Source organism: Pseudanabaenaceae cyanobacterium SKYG29 (assembly GCA_025055675.1).
GTDB lineage: Bacteria > Cyanobacteriota > Cyanobacteriia > Pseudanabaenales > Pseudanabaenaceae > M5B4.
In genome coordinates, this window is the sequence record JANWWT010000004.1 from 61301 (window position 1) to 86691 (window position 25391).

The window sequence follows — 25391 nt, forward strand, 5'->3', positions numbered from 1 at the left end:
ATGCCAGTCTGTATTCACTACCCCAAAAGGGGGAATTAAACACCGTAGTCGGGATGAAAGAAGCTATAAACTTTGTAGGCTAACTTTTCCCCAATCCCAGGGGTGGTAGCAATGTGTTCTAAACTAGCCTGCCGTAAATACTCGACGCTGTGGAACTTCTCTAATAGTAATTTCTGCCGTTGTCTCCCCAAGCCAGGAATCTGATCAAGAATGGATTGTTGCATTCTCTGACTGCGTTTTTGCCGATGAAAACTTACAGCAAAGCGATGGGCTTCATCTCGCACTCGCCGTAAAAGTTGCAGCCCTGGATGTTCCCGATCGATAACTAAAGGTTCACTTTTACCTGGTAGAAAAATCTCTTCTCTTTTCTTTGCCAAGCCAATGACAGTAAAAGCTTCTGCTAAACCATATTTCCGTAAAACAGACATAACTGCCGAGAGCTGACCTTTACCGCCATCAATCATCACCAGTTCAGGATAGTCATCTTGAGGTTTGCTGGGATGAAATCTTCTACTGATTACTTCTGCCATACTGGCAAAATCGTCCGCATGACCTGCTTGCACCTCTGGATGACGAATTTTGTAGTGACGATAGAATTGTTTGGCGGGCAACCCATCGATAAACACAACTTGACTTGCTACTACATCTGTACCTTGAATGTGGGAAATGTCATAACCTTCGATGCGGCGGGGGATGTCTTCTAAGCCTAGTATCTCAGTTAAACCCTCTAGGCTAGCTAAATTCCGATCGTTCTGTTTCTGAATACGGGCTAGTTCATACTGGGCGTTCCGTTCCACCATTTCAATCAATTCAGCTTTCTGTTGCCTTTGTGGCGTAAAAAGATAGACCTTCTTTTGTTTCCTTTCACTTAACCAGGCTGATAGTAGTTCTCCCTCTGGTAGTTCTAGTTGGGTGTGAATTTCCGTCGGTATCTCCTGGGGTTCACAGTTTTGGTAATGAGCTTCTAATGTCCGTTGCAAGATCATAGCGGGGTCAGCACTCTGGCTGTCAGCTACAAAACCTAAACGACCAACTAAACGCCCTGCACGAATTTGAAATAACTGAATACAGGTGTGGTGTTCATCTTGGGCTAGGGCAATAGCATCACGGGAAATAGTGTCATCGGGTAGGGTCACTTTTTGGTCACTGTGCAGTGCTTTTAGGGTATTAATCTGATCGCGAATTTTCGCTGCCTGTTCAAATTCCAGATTCTCGGCGTGCTGTTCCATCCGTTCTGTCAAACTATCAACCAGCTCTTTGATTCTGCCCTGGAAAACCATTCCTACTTTGTGCATTGTGCGGCGATACTCTTCTGGACTAATAAGCTTTTGGCACACACCAGGACAAAGTCCAATATCATAGTTTAAGCAGGGTCGGTCTTTGAACAGGGGTTGGGGTCGCTGCCGTAAGGGAAAAATCCGTTTTACTATCGATAATGTCCGCTTGAGGGCAAAACTGTCTACGTACGGACCATAATAACGATCGCGGGGGTTACCTGTCTTTCTTCTAGTAATAAAGATGCGGGGATATTCCTCTGACCAGGTAATGCAGACGTAGGGATATTTTTTATCATCTTTTAGTAAAACATTGTAGTAGGGTTGATATTGCTTAATTAGGTTATCCTCTAGGGCAAGGGCTTCTGCTTCTGTATCTGTGACGATGAATTCAATCTCCCACACTAGCTGTACCATCATGGCAATGCGGGGGGAGAGTTCCAAAGACGATCGGAAATATGACCTTACTCTATTTCTTAGGTTTTTCGATTTGCCAATGTAGAGTACCTGATCGTCCTTGCCACGCATGAAGTAAACGCCAGGCTCAGGGGGTATTTCTTTTAGTCGCTCTTCTAGTTTGTCTTTGTTTTGCACTAGAGGTGTCATAGGTCAGTCTAAGACTGCATCTTTTAGCAAATCTACTAGGCTCATTTTCTGCATCACCCGCCAGTGTTTCGCATCTACCAGGTCTTTGCCTCCTAGGTCTACAATTCGATCGTCCAGGAAAGCTAAAAATTCCCTCGTTGCTGCATTGTCACCAATCTGTAAGAAGCTAATACCCAATTCGTAGTTGGTTTCATGTTCTTTTTCCTTTCCCAGTTTGTGACTAGTCTCTAATAAAATATCAACAATTTGTTCACTCTCAGGGGGAATGTGGTCTATTAAGGTAATAATAATCTCGCCATTGACATTGGCTTTCCAGCCCCGTCGACTAAAGTAGTAAGTAATTACTTCTCTGATTGCTCCCAGTAAGTTATTCATCACAGGGGGATTCTTCCTTTGGAAAATTTCTGCTAAACCTTTTAGGTCGCTACATTTTACAAACTCTACAGGGTCAGTCGCCCAGTATATGTTTAACCCATTCCGATCGTATTCTAGACATTTCTTCCCCAATTGAATAATCGCTGATGGTGCCGATCGCCATTCACTAAAAAAGGGATGGTGGTTATTGTAGGTCTCTATATTGCGACAGATAACAAAGCTAAAATCCCGATCGCGTAGGAGTTTATTAGTATTCATTGGGTCAGGTCAACATCAATTATTACTATATTACTATTACGACGATAGCTGATAGCTAAAAACTGGTTCTTAGGCTTGCCGAACACTCGCTGTGCAGTAAGGATAGCTTCATCCAGTGCTTGGTGTTGTTGGGATGTGCCTTTGAGTTTAGCTTCTCTGACCAAAGTAGATTTCCCCTAACCCCACCGAGCGTTTTGCCCCTGTCACCTGGGGTAAGTTGCCTGCCCGCCCCTGCATACGCCAGTAGCCCAAGACTGCGAAAGCAATTGCTTCTTTATAATCTGAGGGGATGCCATAGACATCGGTAGTAGTGACCACCATAGGATGGAGGAGGTGGGATAACCGCGCCAGCAGATAGAGATTACGACTACCCCCACCACAGACCAATACCTCCTGGGGAAGGCGGGGTAAAAATCGCTGGTAACTGGTGACGATACCCTGCACTGTCAATTCCGTCAGTGTTGCCAAAAAGTCAGCTATGCTCAACCCCCGTGCCTGCGCCTGCTGCCAACAATTATTCAAAAACTCTTGGTCAAACAATTCCCGTCCCGTCGATTTGGGTGGTGGCAAATAAAAGAAGGGATGCTCCAACCAAGCCTGACACAAAGCTAGATCAATTTGCCCTCCCCTAGCAGTTGCCCCATCCCTGTCGTAGGGAGTACCTAGTAGAAATTGAGCTGCCCGATCGAGCAACACATTGCCAGGCCCATTGTCGAAGCCGATGACATTCTCTACTGGGGCACCAGCGGGCAAAAAGGTGAGATTACTGATACCACCAATATTCTGGATAACGCGGTCCTTAGCTGTATCCCTGAGCAGCAGCCAGTCCACCATTGGTACTAGGGGTGCCCCCTCTCCCCCTGCCTCTATATCCGCCCGTCGAAAATCAGCCACCGTGACAATCCCTGTCTGCTGGGCAATTACCGCCCCCCGCCCCAACTGCACCGAGTAACCTAAGTTGCCCCTAGGGGGACGATGAAATACCGTTTGACCGTGGGAGGCAATAACATCGATCGTCTCTCCTGCCTCCAGATACACCTGCGCCACTTGACTAAAAGCGAGGGCAACCCGATCGTCCAAGTCCGCCAACTCTGCCACTGTTATCGGTTTACCATCTGCCACTGCCACCAGCATTTCCCTTAGGTGTTGAGGATAGGGGAAAGTAGCCGCTCTAATTACCTGCCAGTTCAGTTTGCCGCCCCCTTCGGAAATAGCTACGAGTGCACTATCAATCCCGTCCAGGGAGGTGCCGCTAATTAACCCCAACACTTGCATTTACGACTTGACTAACCTAAACGACACCAATTTAGGGTAATATCTACCCCGAAAGGCAAGTGAGCGACAACCTATGGAAACTAACCTGCAACAGGAAGTAGAACGGCTACAACAGGAGCTAGCCCAGCGGGATGTTCTGATCGAACAATTGTCGGAGGAATTATTCCGCCTTTTGAAGGGGAATGTCGCCTTTATGCCCCAGGCAAGGGCGGAGACCAAGGAATTAGACCTTGCCCAGGAACAGATACAAACCTTAGAGACAGAGTTAGCGGCTGCCCAGAATCTCCTAGCGGCTAAGGATGAAGAAATTGCCAATCTCAAGGCCCAGATACAAGACATGAGCGAGCGCATTCGCCGCTTGGAAAAGATTGTGCAAGAAATGCCTGCCATTTACAAACAGAAATTTACGGAACGGATGCTCCCCATCAAGGCAAAGGTGGAAATGCTGCAGCGGGAAAATCGGGAACTGCACATGGAGTTGCAAACCCTCAACTATCACCTCACGAAAAACATTCGTCCTAAGCGTTTGGAACTACCCCTAGTCAATCTACCCACCTTCTAGTCCGCAGATGGATATTGCCACTAAGTGCCAGGCAGTTGCCAGTCTACGGGCATGGGTTAAGGAAGTATGCCATTTGGAGAGCCGAGAGGGGGGAAATTTGTGGTTGCCCCTCGTCCTCACTGCCAGGGGACCCCTCTATGGCGAAGTTATCATACAACGAGAAGATGGTACCTACGAGCAACCCTATCCCCTGCCTGATCCTATCAAACAACCTCTGTTCCGTCTCGGCTGGCAGTTGATACGCCACTTGGAAGCTACCCCCGCTGTCTACCTGGTGCAATTTGGGCTGGCGGAGGGGGTGATCTATTTCGATCGGGTCATCCCCTACCCCAGCGAACCCGCCGTTGCCTCCAAGGGGGTGCAGGAACCTGACCTATTTACCTGCCACTGGCTCTGTCTGCAGCGGGAACCCCTCTTTGATTTAGTAATCAAGAAGCCTTAAGCAACTCCGTATTTATACCTGATTCCCGCACCAAGGAAATCTTGCCCGTGCGAGCAATCTCGCGGATACCGAATTTTTGCAACATCTTTACGATCGCCGCTATTTTGCCCGGGTCGCCCACCACTTCCAGCATCAGGGCATCGTCAGACACATCGACAACGCGGGCACGGAAAATCTGGGCAATTTCTAGGGCTTCGGAGCGGGCACTGGGGCCAGCATTAATTTTAATCAGCATCAACTCCCGTTCCACGCAGGGAACGCTAGTTAAGTCCCGCACCGTGATCACATTGACTAACTTGTTCAGTTGTTTGATGATCTGTTCAATTACATGGTCATCTCCGGGTACCACCATGGTAATGCGGGAACAGCCATTTTGCTCCGCTGCCCCCACTGCCAGACTTTCGATATTGAACCCCCGGCGGGCAAAGAGGTTAGCAATGCGCATAAGTACCCCCGCCTCATCTTCTACCACCACGGAAATCGTGTGCTTCATTGACCGACTGTCGCTCTGCAAAATAAACTAGGCTGATTTTAAGGCTAAACATCTAGTTGTGACTAAATTTTCGTCCCTACAGGTTTAGTACTTCTTGCGTTAACATAATTAGTATTGATAAACCAAACTTAAGAGAGGAATTTTATGGCTGGAACTACGGGTGAACGTCCCTTTGCCGACATTATCACTAGTGTGCGGTATTGGGTCATTCATGCTTTTACTATCCCTGCCCTATTTTTAGCGGGGTGGCTGTTTGTCAGCACTGGTCTGGCTTACGATGTGTTTGGCACCCCCCGTCCCAATGAATACTATACCGATACTCGCCAAACTGCTCCTGTGATTCAAGAGCGTTTTGATGTCGCTAAAGAGTTACCGAAGTTGCAAAAGTAAGGAGGAAAATATGGCAACCCAAAATCCTAATCAACCCGTCCAATACCCCGTGTTCACAGTCCGCTGGCTGGCTGTACATGCCCTGGCTGTACCCACTGTCTTCTTCATCGGGGCAATTTCCGCTATGCAGTTCATTTCTCGTTAGGTAGGTATCCCTATGGCACCCAAGAATCCCAATACGCAACCCGTGGAATTAAATCGCACTTCCCTGTTTTTAGGGTTGTTGTTGATTTTGGTGACGGTCTTGCTGTTCTCTAGCTATTTCTTTAACTAGGAGGAAAGACGGATGATGTTACAAAATGGACGCATTCCCCTCTGGATTGTGGCGACAGTCGCGGGTCTGTCTGTGATTGCAGTGATGGGTCTGTTCTTTTATGGCTCCTATGTGGGCTTAGGTTCCAGTACCTAAATTTTAGGGGTGAGGGGGATACGTTTAGTCAGGTGGTATTTCCCCCCACTACAGAGAATATGTACCCTCAGGTTGTGGATGGCGAGGGGGGCAGTGCCGCTGATAAAGTGCTGGTTGGTGTAAGTCACGTCCTGGGGGTCGATGATTGTCACAGTACCGCTCCCCTGTACGTCTACAATTTCACTATTTTCATAGGCAAAAATTGCCGCTGTATCTTCATCAATGCCGATCCCTAGCCGATCGGGGTGGGCGGCTATGGCAGTAATCAGTCTAGCCATGCGATTGCGGTTTTGGAAGTGTTGGTCAATAACGATCCCCGGCAGGATGCCCAGACCAATCCCCATACAGACCATCTCTTTGTGGGGGGGTTCACCACTAATGCCACTGGCAATCATGTGATGTCCCATAACCGCTGCCCCCGCACTTGTTCCTGCTAGGGTAAGTTTGCCCTTGTGCACCCGATCGCGAATTTGGTAGGCAAGGGGAGTATCACCTATCAGATTGCATAGGCGGACTTGGTCGCCCCCGGTGAGGAAAACGCTGTTAAAGCCATCTAGCACGGCGGGGTCCTGGGCATGGTCGCGATCCCGTATATCTAGGACTTCTACATACTCTGCCCCTAGCTCCTGGAAGATGTCGGTGTAGATTTTGCCAATTATGTGGGGTTCACGGGAGGCACAGGGGATAATGGCGATGCGAGCACTACTGGCACCCGCATAGGATACAAACAATCTCAGTACCTTGCGTTCGTTAATTTTGTCTTCGCCACCCCCAATGACGATAACGGCGGGCTTGCTAGGTTCGGTCATGCTCTCTAGGATAACTTAAGTTCTGGGACGCGGGAGCGGCTTGAGGTAGCTCGCCGACCTCCTCATCGACCGACATACTAGCAGATTTTGGGGGAGCTTTGGTTCATAGGGCACCAGTGACTTAGTCCCAACTCCATTCCTCTCTGCCCACCAAGTCAGAAATCCGATCCCGCAGCAAGTATTGGTTGATTTCTAACTCTTTTTCTATCATGAGCCATTCCCGATCGGGATAAAATTTACTGAGGACATGGATAGGCTGATTGCGAGTAACTAAGCCCTTTGCTATAAGCCGCAGAACCTCTTCGCGAATGGCATCGATTGTTAAAGTTTTAGTAGCCATAAAAATTTACCGTTATTGGGTAAAACCCCTTTAGGTACTATCGCTGTATAAGATTATACATCCGATCGGGTCATTTGGGCAGAAGGGTCACAAAATTTAATTATGGTAGGGGCTAGTACTCCCTAGGGGAGGTTATGCTAAGACTATGGCTAAGGTTCTGACGCAGGTAATTGGCTATTTTAAGGTAAAGCCGAGGGTACGGGTACCGAAGTTAGAGGTATGGCGGGGCGGGCAGCGGGAAATCTACGCCCTCGTGGCGGACCGCTACGTGATTGGTCGTAACCCCAAGGAATGTGACATTGTGCTGGTGACCCCCTTGATTAGCCAAGTCCACGCGGAGTTAGTGCGTGACCGCCGCCAGTCCGATCGGTTTTACATTCGGGACCAGGATTCTACTAATGGCATCTATCGTCAGAAGGGATTAGGACGACAACGAATTAAATCTGCGCCCCTGCGCCACAATACCCGCATCAGTCTCGGTCCCCCTGAACTAAAAGAAGCGATTACCCTGCGCTTTATTGACCCACCCCCTTGGTATGTGCAATTGCTGGGTTGGTTAGGCAAAGGTGTATTGGTTTTATTCCTGGGGCTGGTGTTGGCAATTGCCTGGGAGTGGCAGAAGTTCTCCGTTAAGCCCTTGCCGCCAGTGGAGCAGGGACCGATCGAGGTTTTAGCCGGGGATGGTACTTCTATTAGTCCTGCCGATCGCATACCCCACACAGAACTAGAGCGCCTAGAGGACTTTGGGGAGCTGTTGCCCAAGGCGGTAGTCATCTCGGAAGACCGCACTTTTTACTGGAATATTGGTATTGACCCGATCGGGATTGCCCGCGCTGTGGTGACTAATGTGCGCACCAGGCAACTGCGGGAGGGAGCTAGTACCATCACCCAGCAGCTGGCACGGAATACCCTGCGTAGCTATGTGGGGACAGGAGACAGCCCAGGGCGCAAGTGGCGGGAAATGGTGGCGGCGCTCAAAATCACTGCTACTTACTCCAAACGGGAGATTTTGACTTTCTACCTCAACCGTGTCTACTTGGGCTATGGGGTCTACGGCTTCCGCGATGCCGCCCTGTTTTATTTTGGTAAGGAACCCAGTCAACTGTCTCTCAGCGAAGCGGCTACCCTGGCGGGGATTCTGCCTGCGCCTGAACGGATTAATCCTTTTCGCAACAAGCAACTAGCTTTGGAGTACCGCGATCGGGTTTTGCAACGCCTGGCAAATGCTAAATTGGTCAAGGCAGAGGAGGCAGAACGGGCACGGCGGTCGGTCTTGAAACTAAATACTGAATCTCTGAAGAATTCCCAGGGGACCTTGGCTCCCTATTTCTACGGCTACATCATGGAGGAATTAACGGAACTGTTAGGGGAGAACTTTGCTAGGGAAGGAAATTTAATTGTGGCTACCGACCTGAACCTTGCTTGGCAGCGGGAAGCCGATCGGTCATTGCAGGAATTCGTGGCACTGGCTGGTCCTGCCTACAACTTCTCCCAGGGGGCGATATTGACGATCGATACCACCAAGGGGTCGATCCTGGCTATGACAGGGGGAGTAGACTTCCGCCAAAGCCAATTCAACCGTGCTAGCCATGCCCAGCGCCAGCCGGGTTCTACATTTAAGTTGTTTGCCTATGCCGCTGCCTTAGAGGGAGGCATTAGTCCCAGCCAAACCTTTGACTGCAGTCCTTTGGGGGGGGTGAGTGGCTGTCGCAGTGGGGCAGGGGGACTAGATATGTACACTGCCTTTGCTCTGTCAGAAAATGTAGTAGCTATCAGAGTAGGGGAAAGCATTGGCTTAGATAGAGTAGTCAAGCTGGCTCGCCAGATGGGAATTCGCAGTCCTCTGCAACCCGACGGCAATATGGTTCTAGGTGGATATGAAGTCACTATGCCGGAGATGGCGGCTGCCTATGCCACAGTCGATCGGGGGGGCAAGTACCTACCAGTGCATGGGATCGTGAAAATTTGGGACAGCGCTGACTGTCAAGACCGCAAGCAGATTTCTACCTGTCGCCTCATCTACGAAGCTGAGACTGGGGGTAGTGCTGTTCTATCTACCGCTACAGTGGACATTTTGCACCAGATGATGGCCCTGGTGGTCAGTCAAGGTACGGGCAGAGCCGCTGCTATCCCCCAAGGGCAAGTGATTGGCAAAACGGGTACCACAGATGACAGCCGGGATTTGTGGTTTATTGGTATTGTCCCCGATCGGCATATCCTCACTGCAGTGTGGCTAGGCAACGATGAAGGTGTTACCAACGGCAGTAGCAGCCTTGCTGCCCAACTGTGGGGCGAATACATGGCTAAGGTTCTTTAAGGGTATCTCTCACTATACTCTTAGTAATTCTAAGTTTTGTTAAGCAATACCGTAGATTTTCTGGTGTATGATGGGTCAAGGTTAAAATAACTTTACGGTTAACCCCACGGCAATCATTGGTTACAAATACATGAGTAAGGTCTACGAATGGTTTAATGAGCGTCTGGAACTGGACGCGGTGGTAGAGGATGTTACTAGTAAGTACGTCCCCCCCCACGTTAACATTTTTTATTGTTTGGGTGGCATTACCCTCACTTGTTTTTTAATTCAGTTTGCCACGGGCTTTGCTATGACCTTTTACTACAAACCGACGGTCACAGAAGCCTTTGACTCTGTCCGCTACATCATGACCGAGGTTAACTTTGGTTGGCTCATCCGATCGATACATCGCTGGTCGGCAAGCATGATGGTCTTGATGATGATTTTGCACATTTTCCGGGTTTATCTCACGGGTGGGTTCAAAAAGCCCCGCGAACTGACTTGGGTAACGGGGGTAGTGATGGCAGTGATTACGGTGTCCTTTGGTGTCACTGGTTACTCTTTGCCCTGGGACCAGGTGGGTTACTGGGCGGTGAAGATCGTGTCTGGGGTACCGGAAGCTATCCCTGTGGTTGGTCCCGCCTTGGTGGAACTGATTCGCGGCGGTGTGAGCGTGGGGCAAGGTACGTTGACTCGTTTCTACAGTCTGCATACTTTTGTGTTGCCCTGGTTGATGGCAGTCTTCATGCTGCTACACTTCCTCATGATTCGCAAACAAGGTATTTCTGGTCCACTGTAAGTTGAGAGAAAGTCATGTCTAAGATTCAAAAGTTACCTGACCTCAATAATCCCGTCCTGCGGGCGAAGTTGGAAAAGGGCATGGGGCATAACTACTACGGCGAACCCGCTTGGCCCAACGACCTGCTCTATATCTTTCCTGTGTGCATTCTGGGCACGATCGCTCTCTGTGTAGGTTTGGCTGTGCTTGACCCTACTCCCATTGGCGAACCCGCTGACCCCTTTGCCACGCCCTTGGAAATTTTGCCAGAGTGGTTCCTCTATCCTGTGTTTCAAATTTTACGGGTTGTCCCCAACAAGCTTTTGGGGATTGCCCTCATGGGTTCCATTCCTTTGGGATTGATGCTGGTGCCCTTTATTGAAAACGTCAACAAGTTCCAAAATCCCTTCCGCCGTCCCCTGGCAACCGCCGTATTCTTGTTTGGCACTCTCTTTACCATCTACCTAGGCTATGGGGCGACGCTACCGATCGATAAATCTCTCACTCTTGGTTTATTCTAGTCGTCTCATCCTGCTCATTTCCTCTGCTCAACTGGGGGCAGGGGATATTTTTTGACTACTGCAACAATTGTTTGCCTGACTACCTCAGGCGCTAAATTGGCATCGATGCGCTTGACCCGATCGGTCTCTCTTTGCCAAACATATTGGAATCCATCCCTCACCCTTTGATGAAATTCCAGATTAAATTTTTCCATGCGATCGGTGCGATGCTTCTGTTTTGCTCTGGCTAAACCCACTTGGGGGTCAACATCCAGCCAAAAGGTCAAGTGGGGAACTAATCCCCCTGTAGCTATCCTGTTCAAGTTATCAATCAAATGGCAATCGATCCCATGACCAAACCCTTGATAGGCAATCGTAGAATCAGAAAAGCGATCGGTAATAACAATCTTGCCCTCTGCCAGCGCCGGGCGAATTAAGTGACTGACATGGTGGGAACGATCGGCTAACAGCAAATACAGTTCCGTTACGGGGGTAATTGCCTCTCCCTGTAAAAATAATTGGCGAATTGTTAAGCCTAAGTTTGTACCCCCTGGCTCCCGTGTGAGGACAACCCTATATCCCTGGGCTTGCCAAAACTCAGCTAGGAATTTCGCCTGGGTAGATTTACCAGCCCCTTCCCCCCCCTCAAAGCTAATGAACAGGGAAGACATAAGTAATGCCCGAAATAACTGTTAAAACCACCGCTAACCAAAAGCTCCAAAGAGCGTAGGGAACCCGCAACAACAGAAGTAAAATGGCAATGATCTGACTGGTAGTTTTAACCTTACCCCACAGATTTGCCCCCGATTGTTTAGGTGCGCGCCATAGAGTGATTAAAAATTCCCGCGCCAAAATTATGTATACTCCCCAAGCAGGAATTTCTCCCAATTCTACTAACATCAACAGGGGGGCAAATACAACTAACTTATCCACCAGGGGGTCAAGAATTTTGCCCAGTTCTGATTCTTGCTGCCATTTCCTTGCCACATAACCATCCAACCAATCCGTAATTCCCGCCACCCCTACCAAGGCAGCACACCACGATCGAGTGGCAATACTATCTTCCCAGGTCAATAGTGCCAAAATGAAAGGCACCACCAACAGCCGTGACAACGTAACCGCGTTAGCTAAAGTGAGGGCAGGACTACCAAGTTTTACCATTGACAGTGCGATAAAGAGAAGGAGTGCCCGTTAGCTTAGGGGAATTTTCTTCTTCCTGCAATACCCATTCTTGAATCCACCGCGCGATCGCCCTTTGGGACACCTGCGCCACCACCTGACCACCCAATTGATAGAATTCAGGACGGCTGAGAATTTGACCCGCGATGGGGATTAACTGTTGGGTAGGGAGCAGGTTTTCCGATCGGATTATGTCCCACAGCTCCCACAATTTAGCAGGGGTTTGTCCATTTTGACGGAGGAGATGATCGAGGGAATTAGCTAGTTCCTCCACCAACTTTTCCCGCAGATAAAATCCCTCTTCCGAAAACAAAAAATCAGCAATATGGTTAACAGCTCTCTCGAAGTTGTAGTCCTGGTTAGCTTGGGCATTTTTGAGGAGATTATGCAGACGATGCCAGCGGAAAGAGCCATCTTTAATCAAAACATCCCGTAGGGCATGGTGCAGTTCAGGGGTGGGTTCAGTGAGCAGACGATTAGCCACGTAGGGATAGGCTACACTCATCACCTTAAAGTTAGGGTCAACCCCTAAAGCTATGCCTTCCAGGGTCACCAACGAGCGAATAATCAGAGCATAGTAAGCAGGCACCCGGAAAGGGTAATCATACATGATGGCTGACAGTTGATCCGTTAATCCCTTGAAGTCCAACTCAGTCACACTGCCCCGCAAAGAAGTGGTGAATACCTGCTCCAGAGCAGGAGTGATTTTCTCTAAATTCGTCTCTGGTTTTAAGAAGCCCAAGCGCACGTAGTCACGGGAAAGAGCTTCATAATCACGGTTGACCAAATGCACGATTGCTTCGATCAAGCCATAGCGCTGTTCCCTGGAGACATGGCTCATCATGCCGAAATCCAAGTAAGCTAGCCTGCCATCTGCCATCACCAACAAATTGCCAGGATGGGGATCAGCATGGAAGAACCCCTGGTCTAACAATTGCCGGAGAGAACATTGGACACCCACCTCAATTATTTTGCGACCATCAAATCCCTGTTCCTGTAGGCGCTGAATTTCTGTCAGCTTTGTCCCCTCAATCCACTCCATGGTTAACACTCGTTTGGCGGTATATTGCCAATAAATTTTGGGGACATAGATACCAGGTAAATCGCCATAGTATTCAGCAAATTTTTCCGCATTTGCCGCTTCGCAGGTGTAATCCATTTCCTCAAAAATGCGGCTGGCAAACTCATCTAAGATCGCCCGTAGGTCACTGCGGATAAACCAAAAGGTACGCATCATCCATACTGCCAATCCCCGCAAAATAAATACATCGAGGGCAATCTGTTCCACAATGCCGGGGCGTTGTACCTTAATTGCCACCGCTTCTCCTGTTTGAAGTCTGCCTTTGTATACCTGCCCCAGGGAGGCGGCAGCGATCGGTTGGTCAGAAATTTCGGCATAAATTGTGTGGGGGTCTGCTCCTAATTCTTCGCGGATAAACTGAAAGGCAATCTCGTTGGGAAAAGACGGCAAACGGTCCTGTAACTGCGCTAATTCCTCTAAATAGACGGGAGGCACAATATCAGGTCTAGTCGAGAGTGCTTGCCCAATTTTAATGAAGGCTGGTCCCAGTTTTGTCAGCAGTTCTCGCAATTCTACTGCCAGTTCCTTGTCATTTTTTATATCCCTACCCAGTTTACTGAGACACCACAACTTAAAAATAAACCCAAAAATGGGCACAAAAATAGCTAAATACCTACTCCCCACCTGTAACCAGCGGGAACGATAATATTGGGCGATAACCTCAGCATCGTAACGCAGTAGCTCAGTAATCTTCACGGGGTTCCCAGGATAGATTTAAGGTAATTTTAACAATTTGCTCCCCCATATATTTGTACCCCTGGAAATAACCTCAGGCAAGGGATGGTACTGGCTCCACCTGGGCTGCTTCCAGAACAAGACTGGCTAGGTCGTTGATAAAGGTGGGATGCAGATTGAGGGCTGGTACTCGATCGAAGTGATGAATCCCCGCTACTTCTGCCACTTCCCGATACTCAATGTCAATCTCTTCTAGGGTTTCGATGTGCTCAGAGACAAAACTGATGGGGACGACTACTAGACGTTGGATACCACGGCGGGCTAGGCGCTTGATAGCTTCTTCTGTGTAGGGTTGCAACCACTCCACAGGACCAACCCGACTTTGATAGGCTAGGATGTGGGGGTTATAGCGATGGAACTCACGGCGCAGGCACTGCATGATTAAATCCACACAGTTTTCCATCTCAATTTGATAGGGGTCACCAAATTTTTCTACATACTTGACAGGCACCCCGTGGGCACTGAAAAAGATATAACTGTTGTCGGGGTTTGGTGCTTTCCCTAATTCCCTATCAATCAACTCCGCCATGGCCCGAATGTAGCCAGGACGATCGTACCAGGACTTAATTGTTATTCGCTCAATCTTCTGCAGGTCCGGGTCTTGTGCCCACAGTTGGTCAATTTCTTTTAAGCTGGAGCCTGTGGTACTGATAGAAAATTGGGGATAGAGGGGTAAGACAACTAACTTGGTAATCCCATCTTTTTTAATCTGAGTGAGGGTATCTTTAGCAAAAGGGTGCCAGTAGCGCATTGCCACATAGGTTTTGGCTTCTACACCTTTTTCCTGCAGCACGTTTTGCAAGGCTTGGGCTTGTTGCTCCGTAATTTGACGCAGGGGCGAACCACCACCAATGGCACGATAGTTTTCCTGGGAGAAGGGAGTACGGGTAGCAGCAATGAGAGCAGCGATCGGCTTTTGCAAGAAGGGAAAAGGCAGGCGAATCAGGTCGGGGTCAGCAAACAAGTTGAACAAAAAGAGGTAGACATCCTCTAGTCTGTCTGGTCCACCCAGATTCAGTAATAATACGCCGAGTTTACCTGCCATAAAGTTATCCTAAAAGTTTTTATCAATAAATGTAAATTCTATGATAGCCCAAGGTGGGGCAGGCAACAATTTTTCTGCCCTACTCGTCTCTAGGTTCAGCTTTAGGGAAGATTTGAGTTATGCAGTATGCGCTGATTTTGGCGTTGACAGTGATGGGTGGTTCTGCTATGGCACAAGAGGTAATCCCGATCGAGCCACCGCTCCCCAATTCTGTACCCCCTGTAACAATTCCTACTCCCCCGCCAGAACCTGCAACGACTGGTACAACTACGGGGGAACGATTTATCTGTGAGTTGCGCAACGGTCAACTTGTGGTGTCCTATCGCCCTGAGAGTGACCCCAATCGATCGTTTCCCTGGGCTGCTCCCCGCACGTTGGGGGGAGGTTGGTCTGCCGAACGCCGTTGCCAGGAGATTGCCCGTAGATTGGAGTCCTATCGCCCCGATGGTTTAGACGAACTACGCATTGGCAGGGAAAATGGCTACAACACGGTGTGCGCTACCACCGATCGTGTCCCCACCTGTCGCATTGTCTTTACTGTACCCCCTGGACAAGACCCGCTGCTTACCAGAGATAGAGTATTTGCCAATCTGGTCTCGGCAGAACAGGGACAAGTAACTGCCCCTGTAAACACTTTTGCCCATCAGAGTTTTCGTTTCGGCGATTTATGGCGGCTTAGACAACCAGGGATTAAACTGAAACCATTTCTTGCCCCTGCCGATGGCGGTACTAGAACTAATTTTTGACCCTAAATTTGTTTGATCACTAGTAGGGTAATGTCATCATCAATAGGGGCAACGCCAATAAAGTTCATTACATCTTCTGCTATGGCTTCCCTGATTTCCTTTGCCGAGCGGTTGTAGTTAGCCACAATTGCCGCCTCTAACCGATCGATGCCGTAAGTTTCCTGCTCACTATTCATAGCCTCGACAATGCCATCGGTGTAGAGCACCAGCCCATCCCCCCTGTCCAAATATATTTCTTTCTCCTGCACAAAAGGGGAAATATTGGGTTCTAAACCCAGCATAAATCCCAGGGGGGCTGTATCAATTATTTCCAGCTTACCTGTGTGGCGGACTAGGATAATTGTCTCATGCTGACCACAAATTTTTACTTTACCCCGATCGTATTGTAGTAATACAAAAGTGACGCATTTATCTGATTGCATCCGCTTGGCGTTGTGATAGAGTAACTTATTTAATGTATTCAGCACTTCTTTTGGGGAGTATTCGTGGCAATTGTGGATCAATCCCACCGCTGCCTGTAACATGACCGTAAAAATACCACTCTCCAAGCCATGCCCTGTCACATCCCCAATAGCGATCGTGGCTCTATGGGTGTCATTATCCACCAACACATCAAAATAATCTCCTCCCACTTCTGTTGCCGGCGACATTAAAGCGGCTACCTCTAAAAACTCAATTTCGTCTAGCTCACATTGTTCAGGTAATATCATCTCTTGAATATGTCTAGCTATACTTAGCTCGTAGTTCATGCGAAAATTTTCTGCCCGTAGTTTCTCGTTTAATTCATGAATATCATTGTAGGCTTTAGTTAAACTGATGGTTTGTTTTTCAATCGTGCGTTGGTTAAGAAACTCCCTGATCCTAGCCTGGAATAAGCTATCAGAAACCACTATCCCGAACCAGAAGGACAATATACCTGATAGATAGGTAGCACTTAAGTGTTCTACACGGGTATAAATAACAGGAAATGGTAAAGTATTGACGCAGAGAAAAAATGACAGGATAGAGAGTGCATAGGTGATATAGCCGATTCTGCTAGGACGAAAAAAGAAGACACAGTAAACTATAAAACCGATTAAGTATTGTGTTACTACACCAGCAATTAACCACATAATTATCATAATCAAATGGATGTGCACGAGAAAGCAGGCGGTGTAGGTAATAATTGCTGTTCTGTGCCTCTTAGTTAGGCATCGTGTGTCAGATAAAGGCTGGCTAGTAAATAAGGTATAAGCAGATATGACCGCCATGCCCCCAAGCACACTGGTCAGGCAGATAGGCAACACTAGGGAATGGGAGGAATTAGAAGTCAGCCTCACTGTCCACAGTATAGGCAATGCCAAAATGGGGTAAATAGAAGTTACCCAGGCTACTTTCCGTACCCGCAAGTAGACAATGTAGTTCCACTGTTGCAGAAATTCCGCCCACCATTCTGGTTCTTCCCTATGCCAGCTTTTGCCTAATATCTTCACAGAAGTAAGTAAGTGAACCTTCTCTCAGATTAACCCTCACAGTTCTCCCACGGTTAAAATTTCCTGAAAATTTCCTAAAAATTAAATTTTTCTGCATTAAGGACAAGTGATTCCTCACTGGCTATAAAAATTAGAATCAAATTGGGGAAGGTGTGCTATGGAAGAATTGAAGGCGCAAATCGCATTACTGCAGGAGGAGGTTAGACATTTACGCCACATGGTGGAACTGTTACTGCAAAGGGTCAACCCCCGTCCGCTAGAGTTGCACAAGGATATTTTGCCTGACGAGCAGCGATCTAACCTAGTCCTCAGCTCCGATCGGTCTAACGTGGCTTTGGAATGGCAGATTCGCCGCCTGACTAATCAACTCACCGTTGCCTATAACCGCATTGCTGCCCTGGAAGATGAGTTGATGCTCCGCCGTCAACGCTAATTTCTGATGGGTCGGACATCTTTTAGGGAAAAGCCCTGCTTGGTTAAATTCTGACTGAGGGCAATGGCGTTTTGTACCCGATCGACGAACATGATGCCGTTGAGGTGGTCCATCTCATGCTGAATCACCCTAGCTAATAATCCTTCCGCGGTGAGCTTTTGGGGGCGACCCTCTAAATCACGGAAGACAACAGTAACTCGATCGGGACGGACTACATCCATAAACACCTGGGGCACGCTCAAGCAACCTTCTTCGCCACTGCAGAGTTCGCCGCCCCGTTCCGTAATTTCCGGGTTGACCAATACTAGGGGCTGGGCTTCGGGCTGGTCGGGGTGAATATCAATCACAATCAATTGCTTTTGTACCCCTACCTGGGTTGCAGCTAAGCCAATGCCATCGTAGCTATACATTGTTTGCAACATCTTGTGGGCTAGGTCCCGAATTTCATCGGTGATTTTGCTAATACGTTTGGCAGGCTGCCGTAGTACTTTGTCCCCCAGTTTGTGCACCTGTAGGGGAGGATTCTTCAACTTTTCTTTAGAAACAACAGGAATAGTAGCAACCATAACGATCGTTTGTTTAACAAGTTGCTTCTATTTTACTTGCTTGCCACCTTGGACTTCGATCGAGTGCTAGTTTTTTTGCTAGTGGTTTTGGGGGCAGCGGCTGTTTTTTTCTTAGCGGGAGCTTTGTCCCCCAGTAGTTCCAGAGCTTCTGTCAATGTCACCCTCTCTATATCCATATCCTTGGGGATAGCTACATTAGTGGCTTCATACCTGATGTAGGGACCGTAATTGCCTTCCAGCAGTTCGATCGGGCTGCCATCGGCTGGGTGCTCTCCTAGAACGCGAATTAGTTTGCTGTTCCGCGATCGAGTGGCTTTGGGTTGGGCAAGTAACTCCAACGCTCGTTCTAGGGTGATGGTGTAGGGGTCATCAGGGGCTTTGAGGGAGCGATAGTCCTTGACTTTGCCTTGGTCATGGACAATAAAGGGACCAAATCTACCGTTGTTGGCAATAATTGGTTTACCTGTGTCAGGATGGTCGCCCAGGTATCGGGGGAGACGCAACAAATCGAGCGCCATTTGCAGTGTAACTTCCTCTGGCTGCACACCCTTTGGTAAACTTGCCCGCTTGGGTAGGGGCTGCCCTTCTGCCGCTTTGCCCAACTGCACATAGGGTCCGTAGCGACCTACGAGCAAAAAGATTGGCTCCCCCGTTTCAGGATGAACACCGATTTGGTCCGGACCTTCCAGCTTTTGTTTGAGTAAGGTCTCAATCTTATTTTGGTCAAGGTCAGCGGGAGTGACATCGGGGGGCAGAGAAGCCGACACATCCCCTACCTGGATATAGGGACCAAACTTGCCAATCTTAATCTTGACATCCCCTAAACCCTCTAGCTCGATCGTTTTTGCTGTTTCGGGGTCGATCTGTTCTTCCTTTTCTTTTACCTGTTTTTCCAATCCCTCTTCACCACTGTAAAACTCCCGCAGATAGGGCAACCAATCAATACTGCCTGTAGCAATGTCATCCAGGGTTTGTTCCATCTTAGAAGTAAAGGAGGTGTCAACCAGATGGGGAAAATGTTTTTCTAACAGTTCCGTCACAGCAAAGGCAGTAAATGTCGGCACTAGGGCATTGTTGATAATTTGCACGTAGCCCCGTTCACCACAGATTTTGTCAATAATAGTGGCGTAGGTACTGGGTCTGCCAATTCCCTCAGCTTCCAAGGTCTTTACCAAAGATGCTTCTGTGTAGCGGGGGGGCGGTTGAGTTTCGTGCTTGACTGGTTCTAGGTGACGTAACTCCAACTGGTCACCCACTTGCACCAGGGGCAGTAATATTTCTTGGTCTTCTAGGGCAGCAGTGGGGTCATCGGAACCCTCCACATAGGCGCGCAGAAATCCAGGGAAATCAATCCGCTTGCCAGAGGCTTTGAAGACAGCATCTGCCACACCGATCGTGATAGTTGTCATTGTCTGGCGGGCATCAGCCATTTGACAAGCCACTGTCCGTTTCCAAATCAAGTCATACAGCTGTAATTCTTTGCCCGTTAACCCTGTCTCTTGGGGCGTTCTAAAGCTAGAACCAGCGGGGCGGATCGCTTCGTGGGCTTCCTGGGCATTCTTGGTTTTTGTTGTGTACTGTCTGGGCTTAGGACTGAGGTATTCTTGCCCATACATCCTCGCGACGCATTCCCTTGCCGCCGTAATCGCTTGGTCAGACAGGTGCACAGAATCAGTACGCATGTAGGTAATATAGCCCTGTTCGTAGAGCGCCTGGGCAATGCGCATTGTCTCCTTGGCACTAAACCGTAATTTGCGGTTGGCTTCCTGTTGCAAGGTAGAAGTAGTGAAGGGGGGCGCAGGTTTGCGCGTTAGAGGTCGTTCTTCCCGATCGGTAACTGTCCATGGTTGCTCCCGTAATCGGACACAGAGGGCCTCTGCCTGCGCCTGGTCCAACAAAACCACATCCCGACCAGGTAGCAGTTGTCCTGTGCGGTCATCAAAATCCTTGCCACTAGCTAAATTCTTACCCCCCAAGCTCACCAGCTGGGCAGGAAATTCCAACTTGGGAGCATACAAAATTGCTTTTAAGTCCCAGTAGGTAGCCGAGCGGAAGGCACGCCGTTCCCGTTCCCTATCTACAATCAACCGCACCGCTACAGATTGCACCCGCCCTGCTGACAAACCCCAGGCTAACTTTTTCCAGAGCAGAGGGGAGAGAGTGTAGCCAACCAAACGATCGAGGATGCGCCTAGTTTCCTGCGCCCTGACCAACTGTTCATCAATATCACGGCAATTTTGCAAGGCTTTTTGGATAGCTTCCGCCGTAATTTCGTGAAACACCATCCGTTTAGTGGGAACTTTTGGTTGCAGCACCTGCAATAGATGCCAGGAAATACTCTCCCCCTCACGGTCTTCGTCCGTTGCCAGAATTAACTCCGTGGCATTTTTTAGTTCCTGCTGCAGCTCTCTTACCACCTTCTTCTTATCCGCTGGCACCACATAAAGAGGTTCAAAATCCGCCTCCACATTCACACCCAGGTTTGCCCAGTCATAGGACTTGTAGGCAGGGGGAATCTCCTTGGCAGACTGGGGTAAGTCCCGCACATGTCCCATCGATGCCTGCACCCTGTAGTTACTGGGCAAGAAATTGCGGATAGTACGGGCTTTGGTTGGGGATTCGACAATAACCAGGGTAGACATAGCAGTAACACAGACGCAACTCCCTGTATAGCATATATTTAACTGCCCTGCCACTTCAGAGCCGATCGTTTCCTCTCTAACCCACAGGCCCACCAGTTCCAATAAACACAAAAACTAAAATCCAGATTTTTACTTATAAAACTAGCTATACTTCCTAGAATAAAATCTATAGGATTTGTATTTAATAATATTTAATTACAAATATAAACATAAAATTTTACAAATATATATACAAACTGTCTCTACAGTGGCTTATATTATATTTATAATTTGGGAATCTAAGCTAATAAAAACATGCTTATTAGTAAAAGTCTTAATAATTTGGCAAGAACAACCAGTAATGTTAAAGCATGGATTATTGGTGGAGTAGTTTTTGTTACAGCCTTTACTGGAATAGTTGCAGTTATGCCAGGTATTAGTCCAGTGCGGCGAGCATTTCGGGAATTCTTTATTAAAGTCATACCCAGGGTACAGACAGTGGATTTTAATATGCTATTTCATATGCTCCCACCAGCTCTGTCCCAAGCCTCAGAGGGCAACTCTTTTGAAAAAATATTTTCTAATCCTCAAAAATATTACAAACAAGCAGAACGTCTCAAATCAATACTAGATAGCAACTATGGGGTTTTTAGTTTAGTAATTACTGACATTTCTACAGATTCTGTCCTAGATGAAACAAAAATTTTATACAAAACTAAAAAGACCCGATCAAAAAATGTTTTAGATGAGGGTTATGTAGTCCACAGTGATTTAATTTTGTACCCCCAACCTAATTGTAATACTGCCAGTTACCCTAGTAGTAGGGCGAGAGACATAGAAATTAACTTAGATTGCCAGAGAATTATTCAATCAGCTGTCAAAGCAGGTGAGAGTAGAGTTATTGGCAAGGTTTATTATATTAGGGGGAAACCACCAAATTTTTGGAGCAAGTTTTCTCAGTTCCTTACTAACTTCGCCAGTGATAGCGGTGGCTACGCCTTCATTCGAGGTAGTATTTATTTTACTGCTGGCATGGGTGCGCTACTCTACTCTCTGTTCTATCTCTTCCTTAGGAGCTTATACACTAAAGAACTGGCCAGAGAATTAGCAGAGCAAAAGAGCATAACCCTAGAGTTTGAGAGAAGAGCGATCGAGCAGGAATTACAAAGGCAGTACCTAGAAGTGGAAAAAGCAGAAATACAGAAGAGAGCTATTTTGGAAGAGAGGAAGGTGCTAGAAGCAAATTTCAAGCGGCAGCGGTTAGAGGTGGAGAAAAGGGAGATACAAAAAAGAATTCTTGTGGAGCAGCTTAAGCGTAAGCAGATAGAATATGAAAAGAAAATAGCTGAAGAGAGAGCCAAGTTTCTAGAAGCCCAGAATAAGTTATTGAGAATGAAGGAGTTAGATGCAGCAATCCGCTCAATTTTTGATGATGAGTTTGTTTCACCAACTGGTAATAAATTGCAGTTAATTCAAGAAGAGTACACCAACTTGTGTTTGCGGCTAAAAACCGATGTGCAAAATATAAAGCACGATTTAAGTAAGGCTCCAATACTGCTTAACACAAATTACATTCCTGAGCAAATTGATAAATTAAAAGCAAGTATACACAACAACATGATTGACCCTGATATTATTATAGAAACTCTGAGAGATATAGAACATAGCATAACTGTTATCAGTCAACTTACCGAAAATTTAGATAAGATAATCTCTACTGAACCTCAGTTATGCAAGTTGTCCGAACTTATACAAGTAGTTTACGATCGGGCGAAAGCAAGGTTACCAGAGGCAAATATAAAAGTCTTTTGTCAGAATTCATCCTCGGGTTGCTTAGGAGATTGTGACTGTAAAATCTCTATAAACCCCTGGCATTTTATGAGTATTCTCAAAAATATTATTGACAATGCTTACAAAGCTTGTGGTGCTAAGAGTAGACGTGTGCGTATCATCAACCGCAATAGTGGTAGTAGCCAGACTCAAAATACATACACACCACTAATTACCATTGGTTGCCGAATTGATGCTGCTGCTCAGGAGTGTAGCATTGCCATAGAAGATAATGGCCCTGGCATTCCTGAACATATGCTAGACAAGCTTTACCAGTGTCACGAAAGACTAAATAATACCAACGGAACACTCAATGGAAATGGTAGCATGATATGCTTTGCCTATTTAAAGTTTTGGGATGGCAAAGTGAAGGTCGAAAATTTAGCAGAAGGAGCAAGAGTAACTGTAAGTTTTCCAATATGTCAATAATTTGATAGGGAGGTTAACTATGGCTCACTTTTTGATTGTGGATGATGATCAGAGAATCTGTCAAACTTGGCAGGGGTGGCTACTAAATGATGGTCATACCTGTGATTTTGCTTTCACTCTTGATAGTGCATTTAATTCCATTCTTGATAGTGAAGAAGGTATTCGCGAACCCTATGATTTAGTCCTCCTCGATCATAATCTGGATGGTAGTAATCTAGGTCTGGGAGTCCTTGATGCAGTGAGAGAAGCTGGTCTGTCTGATTGGTGCGAAAACCGAGTAGTGGTCATCACGGCATCCCACAATATGGCAATTGTACCTGAATATACTAAAAGGGGATCAATCGGTTACCTGGGTTACCTGATCAAGCCTACTAACCGAGTGCAGTTCACAGCTACTATCACAAATGCTTTGCTGCGTCGCGAATTGTATGTAGAGAAAAAGGAGGACTGGGAGCAAGCAGTAAAACTTTTGGAAGACTTGCAATTACTGCCAGCGATCGAGGGCATGCAAAGAGAAGTAGAATCCCTCAGAGTCATCGAAGCTTACTACAATCAGCTCCTCAGGGATTTATGTGCTGCTGGCGGTAATGAAGCTAAAATTGCTGATAGCTACAAGAAGGCAAGTGCATCAATTAACAACAGTATTGTATCAATTTCTTCTATTCTTCCCTTCCTCAAACCCTTCAAGTTTACACAGGCATTTTGGAAGGATGTGGAATATGTGTTTTATCAGGATCGGATTAAGTTCCATGCCCTACAAAGTTACCTAGCTCGTATTGGTAATAACCCTAATGCCTATAGGATAAAACACTTGGATGGCAGAGCTAATGGGCACTATGAGTACCGTACAGGTATTAGCTACCGTCTATACTTTCGCCGTGAAGGTGGCTTCATTGTTTTGGAGAGATTTGGTAATAAAAATGAGCAGAACCAAATTATTGATTTTCTTGCTAATACTGGGGGCGGTGACATCATCAATGAAACAGATTTGGATTTGGATGCTTGCATAATCTTGAGGTAATAAATGGAGGGGGTATAATTTAGCGGTAACTGTAGTTTTGGATAAAGAAACGATCGATTTCTATATCAGTTTGCCCAGCCTATAGCTAGGGGTAAAGAATGTATATAGCGGAGTATGATTACTAAACTTTAATCGCAATGATAAATGAACCTGTATTAGCTATGCGAACAAAGATGTCCAAAATCAGAGGAGTTTTATTTGACAATCAGGATTTATCAAAAGAAAAGCTTACTGTAACAGGGCAGAGATTTTGATCAGTTCTAGGCAACTTTAGATAGCTTTTTAGGCTAGGCAATAGGGGATTAAAACTTTTTCCAAAAATTCCTCTGGGTTGGTCTCACCAGTACAGCTAAACAAATCTTCCACTCTATTTTTCCAGCTTTTCGCTACACTCAATTAACACAACTACAGGAGAAGTCCATGGCAAAACTATATTACGATGCTGATACCAGCCTTGATTCCCTTTTAGGAAAAAAGATTGCTATTATTGGCTACGGTTCCCAGGGGCACGCCCACGCCCTCAATTTGCGCGATAGTGGCTTGGAAGTAATGGTCGGACTCTACCAGGGCAGTAGTTCCTGGCAAAAGGCAGAAATGGCGGGCTTGACAGTCAAAACTACAGCGGAAGCGGCTGCCAGCGCTGATGTGGTGATGATTTTGCTCCCCGACGAAGTGCAACGATCGGTTTACACCCAAGACATTGCTCCCTATCTGCAAGCAGGTAACAGTCTTGCCTTTGCCCACGGTTTCAATATTCACTTTGCCCAGATTGTCCCCCCCCCTGATGTGGATGTCTTCATGGTGGCACCCAAGGGACCAGGGCATCTAGTCCGCCGTACCTATGAGCAAGGGCAGGGAGTGCCGTCATTGTTTGCGGTGTTCCAGGACGCCACGGGACAGGCCCGGGACAAAGCCATGGCTTATGCCAAGGGAATTGGGGCAACTAGGGCAGGCATCTTAGAGACAACTTTCCGTGAAGAGACAGAAACGGACTTATTTGGAGAACAGGCAGTCCTATGTGGGGGCTTGAGTGCTCTGATTAAAGCAGGCTTTGAAACCCTTGTAGAAGCGGGCTATCAACCAGAACTTGCCTATTTCGAGTGCCTGCACGAAGTGAAATTGATTGTTGACCTGATTGTGGAAGGGGGACTGGCTAATATGCGCTACAGTATCTCTAACACCGCCGAGTATGGGGATTACACCAGAGGTCCACGTATCATTACCGAGCAAACTCGCCAGGAAATGAAAAAGATTTTGGCAGAGATTCAGTCTGGGCAATTTGCTAAGGAATTTGTCTTGGAAAATCAGGCGGGCAAGCCTATGTTTACTGCGATGCGACGCAATGAAGCGCAACACCCGATCGAGCAAGTCGGCAAGGAACTACGGGCTATGTTCAGTTGGCTCAGGAAGCAATAAACTAGTACAG

At 47.4% G+C, this 25391-nt stretch carries 28 protein-coding genes; 14 read left to right on the plus strand and 14 right to left on the minus strand.

The window, feature by feature from the left end; all coding sequences use genetic code 11:
• Positions 1–35: 35 nt before the first annotated feature.
• Genes uvrC through NZM01_07810 form a run of 4 tightly spaced genes read right to left on the minus strand, consistent with a single transcriptional unit; the run spans position 36 to position 3788 of the window.
• Positions 36–1880 carry an excinuclease ABC subunit UvrC gene (gene uvrC, locus NZM01_07795; protein MCS6959936.1) on the minus strand — a complete coding sequence of 615 codons (1845 nt, stop codon included), beginning with the start codon at positions 1878–1880 and terminating at the stop codon, positions 36–38.
• A 3-nt stretch (positions 1881–1883) separates the two neighbouring features.
• Entirely contained in the window at positions 1884–2513 is a 630-nt protein-coding gene (locus NZM01_07800; GenBank protein ID MCS6959937.1) for a hypothetical protein, read from the minus strand.
• Positions 2510–2677 (minus strand): hypothetical protein, encoded by a 168-nt coding sequence (locus tag NZM01_07805; GenBank protein MCS6959938.1) that lies wholly within the window; start codon positions 2675–2677, stop codon positions 2510–2512. Before NZM01_07805 ends, NZM01_07800 begins: the two co-directional genes overlap by 4 nt.
• Positions 2661–3788 carry an anhydro-N-acetylmuramic acid kinase gene (locus NZM01_07810; protein MCS6959939.1) on the minus strand — a complete coding sequence of 376 codons (1128 nt, stop codon included), beginning with the start codon at positions 3786–3788 and terminating at the stop codon, positions 2661–2663. Before NZM01_07810 ends, NZM01_07805 begins: the two co-directional genes overlap by 17 nt.
• 73 nt (positions 3789–3861) lie before the next feature.
• Between NZM01_07810 and NZM01_07815 the strand changes: the two genes are divergently transcribed.
• Together NZM01_07815 and NZM01_07820 are read left to right on the plus strand one after the other, a co-directional pair.
• Complete coding sequence (locus NZM01_07815; protein MCS6959940.1) at positions 3862–4350, plus strand: hypothetical protein; 489 nt, start codon at positions 3862–3864, stop codon at positions 4348–4350.
• Between the two features lie 7 nt (positions 4351–4357).
• The gene (locus NZM01_07820) at positions 4358–4792 is read left to right on the plus strand and encodes a hypothetical protein (protein MCS6959941.1); all 435 of its coding nucleotides are present in this window, start codon (positions 4358–4360) and stop codon (positions 4790–4792) included.
• On the opposite strand, the gene ilvN is transcribed toward NZM01_07820, so the two are convergent.
• Positions 4779–5285, minus strand: a complete 507-nt coding sequence (gene ilvN, locus NZM01_07825) for an acetolactate synthase small subunit (GenBank protein ID MCS6959942.1) — start codon at positions 5283–5285, stop codon at positions 4779–4781. The two genes, NZM01_07820 and ilvN, sit on opposite strands and share 14 nt — an antisense overlap.
• A 144-nt stretch (positions 5286–5429) precedes the next feature.
• On the opposite strand from ilvN, the gene psbE reads away from it, so the two are divergent.
• Genes psbE through NZM01_07845 form a run of 4 tightly spaced genes read left to right on the plus strand, consistent with a single transcriptional unit; the run spans position 5430 to position 6084 of the window.
• Entirely contained in the window at positions 5430–5675 is a 246-nt protein-coding gene (gene psbE / locus NZM01_07830; GenBank protein MCS6959943.1) for a cytochrome b559 subunit alpha, read from the plus strand.
• Between the two features lie 10 nt (positions 5676–5685).
• Positions 5686–5820: a cytochrome b559 subunit beta gene (gene psbF, locus NZM01_07835; protein MCS6959944.1), complete on the plus strand. Its 135-nt coding sequence runs from the start codon at positions 5686–5688 to the stop codon at positions 5818–5820.
• Between the two features lie 12 nt (positions 5821–5832).
• Complete coding sequence (locus tag NZM01_07840) at positions 5833–5949, plus strand: photosystem II reaction center protein L (GenBank protein ID MCS6959945.1); 117 nt, start codon at positions 5833–5835, stop codon at positions 5947–5949.
• Positions 5950–5964: 15 nt separating this feature from the next.
• Positions 5965–6084, plus strand: coding sequence for a photosystem II reaction center protein J (locus NZM01_07845; GenBank protein ID MCS6959946.1), 120 nt, complete (start codon positions 5965–5967; stop codon positions 6082–6084).
• On the opposite strand, the gene NZM01_07850 is transcribed toward NZM01_07845, so the two are convergent.
• Both NZM01_07850 and NZM01_07855 read right to left on the minus strand, forming a co-directional pair.
• Entirely contained in the window at positions 6081–6893 is an 813-nt protein-coding gene (locus NZM01_07850; protein MCS6959947.1) for a cyanophycinase, read from the minus strand. The two genes, NZM01_07845 and NZM01_07850, sit on opposite strands and share 4 nt — an antisense overlap.
• Before the next feature lie 121 nt (positions 6894–7014).
• The gene (locus NZM01_07855; GenBank protein ID MCS6959948.1) at positions 7015–7233 is read right to left on the minus strand and encodes a DUF4327 family protein; all 219 of its coding nucleotides are present in this window, start codon (positions 7231–7233) and stop codon (positions 7015–7017) included.
• A 145-nt stretch (positions 7234–7378) separates the two neighbouring features.
• On the opposite strand from NZM01_07855, the gene NZM01_07860 reads away from it, so the two are divergent.
• The 3 genes from NZM01_07860 (at position 7379) to petD (ending at position 10828) form a co-directional block, all read left to right on the plus strand.
• The gene (locus tag NZM01_07860) at positions 7379–9550 is read left to right on the plus strand and encodes a transglycosylase domain-containing protein (protein MCS6959949.1); all 2172 of its coding nucleotides are present in this window, start codon (positions 7379–7381) and stop codon (positions 9548–9550) included.
• Between the two features lie 130 nt (positions 9551–9680).
• Complete coding sequence (locus NZM01_07865; protein MCS6959950.1) at positions 9681–10328, plus strand: cytochrome b6; 648 nt, start codon at positions 9681–9683, stop codon at positions 10326–10328.
• A 14-nt stretch (positions 10329–10342) separates the two neighbouring features.
• Complete coding sequence (petD, locus tag NZM01_07870; protein MCS6959951.1) at positions 10343–10828, plus strand: cytochrome b6-f complex subunit IV; 486 nt, start codon at positions 10343–10345, stop codon at positions 10826–10828.
• Between the two features lie 14 nt (positions 10829–10842).
• On the opposite strand, the gene tmk is transcribed toward petD, so the two are convergent.
• The 4 genes from tmk to hemH all read right to left on the minus strand — a co-directional run bounded on the left by tmk (position 10843) and on the right by hemH (position 14847).
• The gene (gene tmk, locus NZM01_07875; protein ID MCS6959952.1) at positions 10843–11478 is read right to left on the minus strand and encodes a dTMP kinase; all 636 of its coding nucleotides are present in this window, start codon (positions 11476–11478) and stop codon (positions 10843–10845) included.
• A complete protein-coding gene (pgsA, locus tag NZM01_07880) occupies positions 11459–11968 on the minus strand; it encodes a CDP-diacylglycerol--glycerol-3-phosphate 3-phosphatidyltransferase (protein MCS6959953.1) in 510 nt (169 codons plus the stop codon). The genes tmk and pgsA overlap by 20 nt, the downstream gene beginning before the upstream one ends.
• The gene (locus NZM01_07885) at positions 11952–13763 is read right to left on the minus strand and encodes an AarF/ABC1/UbiB kinase family protein (GenBank protein ID MCS6959954.1); all 1812 of its coding nucleotides are present in this window, start codon (positions 13761–13763) and stop codon (positions 11952–11954) included. Before NZM01_07885 ends, pgsA begins: the two co-directional genes overlap by 17 nt.
• A gap of 73 nt (positions 13764–13836) precedes the next feature.
• On the minus strand, positions 13837–14847 hold the full coding sequence (gene hemH, locus NZM01_07890; protein ID MCS6959955.1) for a ferrochelatase: 1011 nt from the start codon (positions 14845–14847) through the stop codon (positions 13837–13839).
• Between the two features lie 119 nt (positions 14848–14966).
• Here hemH and NZM01_07895 point away from each other — a divergent pair, with 119 nt between their 5' ends.
• Complete coding sequence (locus NZM01_07895; protein MCS6959956.1) at positions 14967–15593, plus strand: COP23 domain-containing protein; 627 nt, start codon at positions 14967–14969, stop codon at positions 15591–15593.
• Positions 15594–15595: 2 nt separating this feature from the next.
• Here NZM01_07895 and NZM01_07900 read toward each other — a convergent pair whose 3' ends face one another.
• On the minus strand, positions 15596–17065 hold the full coding sequence (locus tag NZM01_07900) for a PP2C family protein-serine/threonine phosphatase (protein ID MCS6959957.1): 1470 nt from the start codon (positions 17063–17065) through the stop codon (positions 15596–15598).
• 157 nt (positions 17066–17222) lie between these two features.
• Between NZM01_07900 and NZM01_07905 the strand changes: the two genes are divergently transcribed.
• Positions 17223–17498: a hypothetical protein gene (locus NZM01_07905; protein MCS6959958.1), complete on the plus strand. Its 276-nt coding sequence runs from the start codon at positions 17223–17225 to the stop codon at positions 17496–17498.
• Here the strand turns inward: NZM01_07905 and def are convergent.
• Together def and topA are read right to left on the minus strand one after the other, a co-directional pair.
• Positions 17495–18064: a peptide deformylase gene (def, locus tag NZM01_07910; protein MCS6959959.1), complete on the minus strand. Its 570-nt coding sequence runs from the start codon at positions 18062–18064 to the stop codon at positions 17495–17497. The genes NZM01_07905 and def overlap by 4 nt on opposite strands.
• Before the next feature lie 32 nt (positions 18065–18096).
• A complete protein-coding gene (gene topA, locus NZM01_07915) occupies positions 18097–20706 on the minus strand; it encodes a type I DNA topoisomerase (protein ID MCS6959960.1) in 2610 nt (869 codons plus the stop codon).
• Between the two features lie 294 nt (positions 20707–21000).
• Here topA and NZM01_07920 point away from each other — a divergent pair, with 294 nt between their 5' ends.
• The 3 genes from NZM01_07920 to ilvC all read left to right on the plus strand — a co-directional run bounded on the left by NZM01_07920 (position 21001) and on the right by ilvC (position 25381).
• Positions 21001–22944 (plus strand): ATP-binding protein, encoded by a 1944-nt coding sequence (locus NZM01_07920; GenBank protein ID MCS6959961.1) that lies wholly within the window; start codon positions 21001–21003, stop codon positions 22942–22944.
• Between the two features lie 19 nt (positions 22945–22963).
• A complete protein-coding gene (locus tag NZM01_07925) occupies positions 22964–23965 on the plus strand; it encodes a response regulator (GenBank protein MCS6959962.1) in 1002 nt (333 codons plus the stop codon).
• 369 nt (positions 23966–24334) lie between these two features.
• Positions 24335–25381, plus strand: coding sequence for a ketol-acid reductoisomerase (ilvC, locus tag NZM01_07930; protein MCS6959963.1), 1047 nt, complete (start codon positions 24335–24337; stop codon positions 25379–25381).
• Positions 25382–25391: the final 10 nt, after the last annotated feature.